This is a genomic window from Kitasatospora sp. NPDC028055 (genome assembly GCF_040637885.1).
Taxonomy (GTDB): domain Bacteria; phylum Actinomycetota; class Actinomycetes; order Streptomycetales; family Streptomycetaceae; genus Kitasatospora.
This window is the reverse complement of record NZ_JBEZXE010000078.1, coordinates 18,986-28,050: the sequence shown is the minus strand read 5'-3', so window position 1 is coordinate 28,050 and position 9,065 is coordinate 18,986. Positions and strand designations below refer to the sequence as shown.

Genomic DNA, 9,065 nt, shown 5'->3' with positions numbered 1-9,065 from the left:
GCCCACGCCCCGCGCGTCCCCCCCCCCCCGGCCCCCAGCCCGGCCACCCCCCGCCCCGGCGGGGCGGCCCCCCCCCCCCGCGGCGGCGGCGGCCCCCGGCCGTTCCCGCACCTCCCCACCGCCCCCACGCGCCCCCGGCCGTTGCCGCTCGCCCCCGACCGACACCCGTCAGCGGATCCGCACCGCCCCCCGCCCGCGCACCGGGTGGGCGCCCAGCGGACCGGCCCCGGTCACCGCCCCGGCCGGCCCGGGCGCCGTCGGCGACGCCGCCACGGTGTCCCGCAGGGTCAGCAGGATCTCCCCGTCGTACCGCTCCGCCAACAGGCGGGTGAGCTCGGCGGCGCAGCCCGGCCGTACCGCCGGGGCGAGTTCCGGCAGCCGCCCCGGGTCGCTGAGGTCCTCGGCCTCGGCGGCCCAGCGCGCCGCGTCGCCCCACTCGCCCTCGGCGGCGTAGTGGACGGCAAGGCAGTGGACGGCCAGCTGGTCGCGGTACTGGGCGGCGATCCGCCACCAGAAGACCCCGTCCGCCGTGCGCCCCATGCCGTAGAGCAGGCAGCCGAGGGTACGGAAGGCGGCCTTCTCGGCGAGTTCGAGGTCCAGGGCCAGTTCGCCGGGCTCGACCGCGCCCGCCACCCCCGCGCACAGGTGGCGCAGGTCCCGCCGCAGTTCGGCCCGCCCGCCGGAGCGGAGGTGGTCCCCGGCGGCCCCGGCGTGCGGCGGCCGGGCGACGGCGGGGGGCCGGGCGGGGCGCTCGCGACCGGTCGGGGCGGGCCGGCGGGCGGCGGCCAGCCGTTCGGCCAGCCGGCGGGTGAAGGCCACCGGGTCGTGGTCGCGGAACTCCTCGTCCAGCTCGGCGGCGTGTGCGCGCAGCAGCTCGATGACCCTCATGTCGCCTGCCCGTCGTCCGGGTGTTCCAGCAGGTACTCCAGGTGGCGCCGCCCGAGGCTGTAGTAGGTGCGGGCGGCGGTGTGGGCGATGCCGAGCGCCCGGCCGATGTCGTGGTAGGAGGTGCCCGCCTGGCGCAGCCGGACCACGTCGGCCTGGACGGGCGCGGCGCGCGCGAGGGCGTCCATCGCCCAGTCCAGCGCGTCCAGTTCGGCGAGCTCCTCCAGTTCGTCCTGGCTGGTGTCGGGGCGGCGCTGGGCGATCACCCGGAGCCGCTTGCGCTCGGCCCGGCCGCGTTCGCGCAGGACGTCGACCACCGCGTCCTTGACGATCTTGAAGGCGAAGGCCTGCGGGTCGGCGCTGGCCAGGGCCCGGCGCCAGTTCCGGTAGAGCGTGGTGCCGGCGTTCTGCACGGCGTCCTGGGCGTCCTCGCGGTGGCGCAGGCGCTGCTGGGCGTAGCGGAGGTAGCCGGTGTTCTCGCGGGTGAAGAACGCCTCGAAGTCGTTCGGCAGGTCGTCGAGCGGGTCCGCCCGAAGGCCCCGCTCCTCCCCCGGCCCGGGAGTGTTCACACGCGCCCCCTTCTCCTGGGTCAGCTGGCCGGCCCACCGGTTGGCACGCCGACGGCCCGTTTCGGGGCTCGTGGTGTAACCGTCCGGGAGGGGCGGGTTGTCGACCGGATCGGGCGGACAATTGGGAACAATTCTGTTCACTTTCGAACAAGGCCGCTGACCTGCCCGTTCACGGGCGCGAGCGGGCGCCCACGCATCCCCGAGTGACCCAGATCACACTCGCTCGGACAGCGGCTTGACAAGCCCCGCAACCACCCCGCCGCCGAGGGCGACCACCCGACCCAACAGCCCCGCCCCGACGGCCCCGCCCTACGGCGCCGGCTGTACGTCCGCCGAGTCCAGCGCGACGGTCACCCGCTCCAGCAGCATCCGCAGCGCGGCCAGGTCCTCGACCGGCAGCCCGGTCGCCGTGAGCAGCCGGCGCGGTACCTGCCCGGCCCGCTCGCGCAGCGCCGACCCCTCGGCGGTGAGGCTGACGGTCACCGACCGCTCGTCCTCCGGGCTGCGCTCACGGCGCACCAGCCCGGCCGCCTCCAGGCGCTTGAGCAGCGGGGAGAGGGTGCCGGAGTCGAGTCGCAGGCGCTCGCCGATCCGCTTGACGGGCAGGTCGCCGTCCTCCCAGAGCACCAGCATGACCAGGTACTGCGGGTAGGTGAGCCCGAGGTCCCGGAGCAGGACCCGGTAGACGCCGCCGAAGGCGCGGGAGGCGGCGTTGAGCGAGAAGCAGATCTGCTGGTCGAGGCGGAGCAGTTCCTCGTCCGCCATGCCGGGGAGCGTGGTCATGACCCCATGGTACCGATCGCCGTTGCGCCATCTAGTTGTGCACAACTGAATTGCGTGCTCTACTTATGGAGCAGTCGGCAGCCGAACCTCCACGGAGGACCGGCCGGCCGCCGGAACAGGACGACTCCGCCCGCCCCCGCGCACCGCGACACACCACGGACCGCGCACCACGAAGGGACCAACCATGGACGCGCTCTACACCGCCGCCGCCACCGCCAACGGCCGCGAGGGCCGCGCCGTCAGCTCGGACGGCCAGCTGGACCTCGCCCTCGCGATGCCGCCCGCGCTCGGCGGCAGCGGCCAGGGCACCAACCCCGAGCAGCTGTTCGCCGCCGGCTACGCCGCCTGCTTCGCCAGCGCCCTCGGCCTGGTCGGCCGGCAGGCCCGGGTGGACACCAGCGAGGTCTCGGTGACCGCCGAGGTGTCCATCGGCAAGGACGGCGCGGGCTTCGGGCTGGCCGTCGTGCTGCGCGTCGAGCTGCCCGAGGCGCTCGCGGGCGAGGGCGGCGAGCTGCTGGTCAAGCAGGCGCACGAGGTCTGCCCGTACTCCCGCGCCACCCGGGGCAACATCCCGGTCGAGCTGGTCGTCGAGTAACACCCGCTCCCCCTGGCAGGCTCCGGACGGGGCCCAACGATCCGCCCGGAGCCTGCCCGCCCCGCCCGGCGACGAGGCCCGCCGCACCTCACGCGCGGCGGGCCTCAGCCGCTCCCCCCGCCCCCTGCCCCCGGACACCCCCGGTCCCGTGCCCCGATCCGGCACCCGGTCAGTCCGGCACCCGGTCAGCTGCCGGGAGGCCCGACCGGGCCGTTCGTGCCGCCCGGCCCGCCGGGGCCACCCGGCGAGCGCAGCGTGTCCAAGCGGTGCCGGTACTCCTCCGCATCGATCTCACCCCGTGCGAAGCGCTCCGCGAGCACCTGCTCCGGGGTCGGGCCGTGCCCCCAGCCGTACGGTCCACCGGAACCGGGGCCCGCGACCCCTGCCCCGCCCGGTCCGTGCGGGACCGGCTGCCGCGAGCGGGAGATGTAGCGGAACAGGGCGACGGCCAGCAGCACCAGCACCGCCAGGACGAGCAGCGAGACGATCGCCATCAGGGCGATGCCCCAGCCGCCCGGTCCGTGGCCGGGCCCGTAGCCGTGCCAATGCCAGTGCCTCATCAGGTCCTCCTCCTCCGACCCTGCGGGCCCGTCGAGGTGATCGACGCCGTGACCACCGGGGCGTCGTACGGCCTGAGCTGCCGCGCTGCCCGAGGTGACCAGCGCCTTACCACCATCGTGCGCCCGCGACGGGTCAAAGCGTCGTGAAGAAAGCCTGAGAAAACGTTCCTGCGGAACCGGCCCCACGCACGGGGGTAGCGTTTCCGTCCATGAACCACCATCCGCCCGACGACCACCGCTCTCCCGAGCAGCTGGTCGCGGCCGGGCTGCTCCGCCGCAACACCGACGGGCACCCCCACCCGGCGCTCAACCACTCGCCGATCACCTACGTCGCCACCGCGCTCTGGGCCGAGCTCGCCGCCCTGGCGATCGCGCCCACCGCCACCGAGGCCACCGCCGCCGCCCTGCTCCGCGCCCTCGCCGACCGGGCCGTGGACGCCGCGCTGGCCCCCGGCAACGAACGCGCGCCGCGTGACGACCTCTACGTCACCGACCCCGCGCACATCGGCACCCGCCGCCGCGCGGTCTGGTTCCAGCGCTCCGGACCGGGCGGCCCGATCACCGCCGGCTTCGCACCGTAGCGGCGGCGCGGTGGCGCGGTGGCGCGGCGGCGCGGTGGCGCGGCGGACGGCACCGGCGCACCGAAGAGCACGAGCGCCCCGGACGGCCTGCGCGCGCCCAACGGCCCGAACGCTCCGGACCGCTCAGCGTTCCACCGTCAGGCTCTCGCAGACCCAGCTCAGCCGGTCCGGCCCGTCGAACGGCGGCCGGGCGTGGTACGTCCCGTCCGCCACCGACATGTTGACGATCAGGTAGGCGTGCCAGCCGGACCCGACGCCGTGCAGGTCCGCGTAGACCAGCTCCTCCTCGACGTACCAGTCCACCGAGTGCGCGCCGAGCACCACCCGCAGGCCGATGCTCGCCCCCGGGCCGACCCCGACGCCACCGCCGTGCCAGTAACGGAAGCCGCCCCGCACGTGGTTGGAGATCTCCAGCAGGTCCGGGTTGTCCGGGTGGTACTCGAAGAGGTCGACCTCGTTGCCGCCGTCCCGCCAGGTCCAGATCGCCGGCCAGGCGCCCAGCTGGACGGGCAGCGTCACCTGCGCCGACAGGACGTCCCCGGTACGGACCTGGAAGCCCTCCGGACTGCCCTCGGTGGTCAGCAGGTTGCACGTCCACAGCCCGCCGGTGCGCCGCCGCACAGCGGTGAACCGCCCACCGGGGCAGTAGTCGTGGCTCAGGTAGTCGAGCTTGTGGTCGCTCCGGTTGGTCGGCCCCATCCGGGGGTATGCGCTGCTGCGCCCGGCGACCCACTGCCCGGTCGAAGTGAAGTCCGCGTCGAACACGACCGCCACGGCCGCCTCCCCAGTGCTCCGTCGCCCCGGCAGTCCGAACCGCCGGGCACACAGAGTGAGTTACCCGATACGCTCCGCAGTATGCGAAGCAAATCCTCGGGTGTTGCACCGGGTCACCGCTCCGGATGAGGCCGCCGGTCAGCCGACCGACGCGGTGGCGCCCCCGGCCCGGAGCCGGTCGGTCACCGAGACCACCCCGTCCACCGAGCGGCAGAGGTTCAGCACGATCGGCACCAGGTGCGCCTCGGGCACGGTGCCGCTGAGCACCACCCGCCCCTGGTCGACCTCCACCCCGATCTCCGCCGGGCTCACCCCGTCGATCCGCCCGAGCACCTCCTCGACGATCTCCCGCCGGATCACCCGGTCCTCGCGCAGGAACACCCGCAGCAGGTCGCCGCGGCTCACCATGCCGATGACCCGCCCCTCCTCGTCCAGCACCGGCAGCCGCTTGAGCCCGTGCCGGCTCATCTGCCGGGCCGCCGCGACCACGCTGGTGCCGGGCGTGGTGCAGACCGGCTGCGCGGTCATCAGCTCCGCCGCCGTGAGCTCGCCGCCCGGCCCGGCCTTCGCCGACTCGGGCGCGGGCAGCAGACTGCCCGGGTCCTCCTGCGCCGCCAGCGTGCGCAGCAGGTCGGCCTCCGACACCAGACCCAGCGGCCGCCCGTCCGGGTCCACCACCGGCACCCCGGTGATGTCGTAGTCGGTCAGCAGCGCGACGATCTCCCGGAAGCCGGTCTCGGGCGCGATCCGGACCACGGGGCTGGTCATCACAGATTCGACGGTGGCATGCCGCACGCCGGTTCACCTCGTCCAACAATGCTGGTCCGATCGGGCGCGGATCGTCCCGGCCGGTACCGGCAGCATGGCCCCAGGCCGCGCGGAGCGCCAGGGGCCAAGGGGCCGAACGGGTGGGACCAAGGGCCCTGACCTGCGAACACGCCTCCAACACGGGAAACTGCCCGGCCACCCCGGAGTACCGGAGCCGACCGGCAGGCCCGATCCGACGGGTCGGACGGTCAGACGGGTCGAACGGGTCGGACGGCGTGCGGCAACCCGCCGCACACCCCGAACGGCGCAACCATCACATGATCGAGTCGTTGGACCGTCCACCACGACAGCACGATCGGCACCGGGAGGGCCCGTTGGCAGCACGGACGGTGGGCGCGGAACCGGCGGCCCGGAGCGGCCGGGCACGCCCGGTGGCGGTGGCCGAGGCCGCGCTGGTGCACCACTACCGCAGGCTGGTCCGGCTCGCCTACCTCGCCCTGCCCGCCGACAGGGACCGGCACAGCCGGGTGCTCGCCGCGCACGCGGCCGTCCAGCGCGCCCTGCCGTTCCGCTGGACCCGCCACACCGCCCCTGCCCCTGCCCCCGCCCCCGGCACCACTTCCGGCGCCACCCCTGCCTCCGCCGAGCCTGCCGACAGCGCGCCGACGACCCCCGGCACCGACCCGGACCAGGTGTACGGAGCGCTGCGCCTACGGGTGCTGCGCGCCGCCCTGCGGCCGCGCCCGGCCGCGCGACTGCTGGCGCCCCGGGTCTGGGGCCTGCGGCTGTTCACCCCGCACGGCGGCGAGCAGGACGCGGCACTGGACCGCGCGCTCGCCGCCCTGGACGCCCCGGCCCGGGCCGCCTTCGCGCTGCGCGTGGTCGAGGGGCTGGACGGCCCGGAGGCGCTGGAGGTGCTGCGCGCCGCCGGAGTGGAGCGGCCCACCGAGGCGCTCGCGGCGGCCGCCGAGCTCCCGGCCGGGCCCGAGGAGGAGCCGCTCGCCTTCGACCCGTGCGCCGTCCGGGTCCAGCCCACCGACCTGCTGCGCCGCCGCCGTACGCTGACCGCCGCGCTGGCGGTCGGGGTGCTCGGGCTGACCACGACGGCCGCGGTACTGGGCGGCGGTTCCGCCCCGGCGAGCAGCGCCCCGCGGTCGGCCGTCCGGCCCCCGGGCGCCGTCACCGACCCGGCCCGGCTGGTCCGGGTCGCGCCGGACGCCTGGCAGCACACCGCGCGGATCGACTTCACCGCCTGGCCCGCCCGCGGCGACCGGCGCGAGGACGCGGCCCTGCTCGGCCGGGCCCTGGCCGCCTGGGCCCAGCCGGGCCCACGGACCCGGGCCGAGCCGGGTACGGACACCGCCCCGCCCGACACCCCGCCGCAGCTGCTGTACGCCGGGACGGTCGACGGCACCGGCGTGGCCGTGCTGTACGACGGCCGCCGGATCGCCCGCTGGACCGACGGGAGTGGCGGGCGTGACGGGAGCGACGGGAGCGGCGGCGGGCTGGACCTCGCCCGGGCCGACGACTCGGACCCGACCACGGCGGGCGCGGTGGTGCTGAGCCGCCGGGGCACCGCCCTGCGCTACCTGCTGGCGCCCTGGGTGGACACCGCCGAGACCCGCCGGATCGACCAGCCCGACACCGCCGCCCGCCCGCTGGACCACCCCGACGGGGTCACCCCGGCCGCACCGGGCGGCGGGCTCGCGGACTGCCGGGGCGCCACCGTGCTCCAGCTGCGCTCCTCCTCGGTGATCGCCGAGAAGCACACCTTCCTGCTGGCCGATCTCGGCGGCCTCGTCCCGGCCCACCTCACCTACACCCCGCCGCCGGACCGCACCCAGCCCGCCCGCTCTCCGGGCGAGTCCACCGGCCAGGACGCCCTGGCGGCCTGGGCGCGGGCCGGCTGCGCGGTGCCGGACGGCACACCGGGCGTCAAGCAGCTCAACCTGTGGGCGTTCGCGGTGCAGCCGCTGCCGCAGAACGCCGGCTCGGCCGCCTGGTACTGCCTGCGCGCCGACCGCTGGACCGGCGAGGGCAGCGCCACCACCGCCGTGCTGCTGCCGGCGACCCGGGGCCCGCAGCGCACCGGCGGCGGACCGGGCCGCGGGTGCAGCCGGTACGAGCAGGACACCGTCGCCTGGGCGTGGTGGCACTCCCCGCAGGGCGCGGACTACCTGCTCGCGGCGGGCAGCCGACGGGTCACCCGGCTGACCGTCAAGGGCCCGGACTGGTCGGCCGACCGGCCGGCCCCGGACCACACCCTCGCGGTCGAACGGCCCGCCCGGAGCGCCGTCCAGGTCGAGGCGCTGCTCGACAACGGCAACCGGATCAGCCCGCCGCACTGAACCGCCCCGCCAACAGCGCCCCGTAGTCCGGCAGTTCGACGCTCGACACCTGCTTCCCCAGCTCCAGCATCCGGTTCAGCACCCACCGCCGGTTGAGCAGCCCGTTGCGCAGCCGCAGCCCGGCCGCGGTGCGCGGCGCCAGGAACGGGCCGGTCCGGTCCCCGCCCTTCTGGCAGCCCTGGGCGTAGTCGCGCAGCAGCCCCTCGTACCGGGCGAAGGCGGCCCGGTGGTCGCCACGGGCCAGCGCCAGCTCGCCCGCCAGGACGTACGCGGCCACCACCGCCGTGCCGGTGCCCATCCCGCCGATGGTGGCCCCGCAGGCGGCGTCGCCGAGCAGGGCGATCCGGCCGGTGGACCAGGCGGGGACGTCGGCGCGGCTGATCGAGTCGAAGTACGGCTCGGGGGCGTCGTCCAGGCTGCGCAGCAGTTCCGGGACCTTCCAGTCGAGGCCGGCGAAGGCGGCGCGGACCAGTTCCTTCTGCTGCCGGGTGTCGTGGCGGTCGTAGCGCAGTTCGGGCGAGGCGAAGAGGCAGAAGGCGCCCGCCCGGCCCGGGTCGCGCGGGTCGGCGCCGACGGACATCATCCGGCCGGGGACGTTCAGGGCCGTCCCGCCGGCCGGCAGCGCGCCGCCGGCGGGCAGCTGCCAGGTGGCCGCGTAGTAGCCGAGGTGGCGGACGAAGCGCTGCTCGGGCCCGAAGGCGAGCCGCCGCACGGTGGAGTGCAGCCCGTCGGCACCGATCACCAGGTCGAACTCGCGCGGAGCGGCCCGCCGGAAGGCGACCCGCACCCCGGTCGCCGTCTGCTCCAGGGCCTCGACGGAGTCGCCGAAGACGTACTCGGCGCGGGCTGCGCTGTGCCGGTACAGCACCTGGGCCAGTTCTCCGCGCGGGATCTCCAGCTCGCCGCCCGCGAACTCGGCGGGCAGGTGCAGCAGTCGGCGCCCGTCCTGGTCGACGAAGGTGATCGGGCTGCCGCCGGTGTCCAGGGCGCGCAGTTCCTCCAGCACGCCCATCCGCTCCAGCACGGTGAGGTGGGTGCGCCCGCGGAAGTCGACGTTCTGCCCGCCGCCGCGCAGCGCCGGGGCGAGTTCCACCACGGTGACGTCGAAGCCGTACCGGCTCAGCCAGTGGGCCAGGGCGGGGCCGGCGATGCTCGCGCCCGAGATCAGCACGCTGGTGCGCGCGGAGGCACTCATGGGAACC

10 protein-coding genes are annotated in these 9,065 nt (G+C 76.1%); 3 read left to right on the top strand and 7 right to left on the bottom strand.

From position 1 onward, the window contains the following. Window positions 1-168 precede the first annotated feature (168 nt). The 3 genes from AB0F71_RS38400 to AB0F71_RS38390 all read right to left on the bottom strand — a co-directional run bounded on the left by AB0F71_RS38400 (window position 169) and on the right by AB0F71_RS38390 (window position 2,237). The gene (locus tag AB0F71_RS38400) at window positions 169-888 is read right to left on the bottom strand and encodes a hypothetical protein (RefSeq protein WP_360245469.1); all 720 of its coding nucleotides are present in this window, start codon (window positions 886-888) and stop codon (window positions 169-171) included. Beyond that, window positions 885-1,454, bottom strand: coding sequence for a sigma-70 family RNA polymerase sigma factor (locus tag AB0F71_RS38395; RefSeq protein ID WP_360245466.1), 570 nt, complete (start codon window positions 1,452-1,454; stop codon window positions 885-887). Before AB0F71_RS38395 ends, AB0F71_RS38400 begins: the two co-directional genes overlap by 4 nt. A gap of 309 nt (window positions 1,455-1,763) precedes the next feature. After that, the gene (locus AB0F71_RS38390) at window positions 1,764-2,237 is read right to left on the bottom strand and encodes a MarR family transcriptional regulator (RefSeq protein WP_360245463.1); all 474 of its coding nucleotides are present in this window, start codon (window positions 2,235-2,237) and stop codon (window positions 1,764-1,766) included. Window positions 2,238-2,421: 184 nt separating this feature from the next. Here AB0F71_RS38390 and AB0F71_RS38385 point away from each other — a divergent pair, with 184 nt between their 5' ends. Further along, window positions 2,422-2,832, top strand: a complete 411-nt coding sequence (locus tag AB0F71_RS38385; RefSeq protein ID WP_360245460.1) for an organic hydroperoxide resistance protein — start codon at window positions 2,422-2,424, stop codon at window positions 2,830-2,832. Between the two features lie 185 nt (window positions 2,833-3,017). On the opposite strand, the gene AB0F71_RS38380 is transcribed toward AB0F71_RS38385, so the two are convergent. Next, a complete protein-coding gene (locus AB0F71_RS38380) occupies window positions 3,018-3,392 on the bottom strand; it encodes an SHOCT domain-containing protein (RefSeq protein ID WP_360245457.1) in 375 nt (124 codons plus the stop codon). Between the two features lie 209 nt (window positions 3,393-3,601). On the opposite strand from AB0F71_RS38380, the gene AB0F71_RS38375 reads away from it, so the two are divergent. After that, window positions 3,602-3,973, top strand: coding sequence for a hypothetical protein (locus AB0F71_RS38375; RefSeq protein ID WP_360245454.1), 372 nt, complete (start codon window positions 3,602-3,604; stop codon window positions 3,971-3,973). A gap of 123 nt (window positions 3,974-4,096) precedes the next feature. Here the strand turns inward: AB0F71_RS38375 and AB0F71_RS38370 are convergent, their stop codons facing one another. Both AB0F71_RS38370 and AB0F71_RS38365 read right to left on the bottom strand, forming a co-directional pair. Next, complete coding sequence (locus AB0F71_RS38370; RefSeq protein WP_360245451.1) at window positions 4,097-4,747, bottom strand: beta-glucanase; 651 nt, start codon at window positions 4,745-4,747, stop codon at window positions 4,097-4,099. A 138-nt stretch (window positions 4,748-4,885) separates the two neighbouring features. Beyond that, on the bottom strand, window positions 4,886-5,515 hold the full coding sequence (locus AB0F71_RS38365; protein WP_360245448.1) for a CBS domain-containing protein: 630 nt from the start codon (window positions 5,513-5,515) through the stop codon (window positions 4,886-4,888). Between the two features lie 374 nt (window positions 5,516-5,889). On the opposite strand from AB0F71_RS38365, the gene AB0F71_RS38360 reads away from it, so the two are divergent. Further along, window positions 5,890-7,863, top strand: coding sequence for a hypothetical protein (locus AB0F71_RS38360; RefSeq protein WP_360245445.1), 1,974 nt, complete (start codon window positions 5,890-5,892; stop codon window positions 7,861-7,863). Here AB0F71_RS38360 and AB0F71_RS38355 read toward each other — a convergent pair. After that, window positions 7,847-9,058, bottom strand: coding sequence for an FAD-dependent monooxygenase (locus tag AB0F71_RS38355; protein WP_360245442.1), 1,212 nt, complete (start codon window positions 9,056-9,058; stop codon window positions 7,847-7,849). The two genes, AB0F71_RS38360 and AB0F71_RS38355, sit on opposite strands and share 17 nt — an antisense overlap. Window positions 9,059-9,065: the final 7 nt, after the last annotated feature.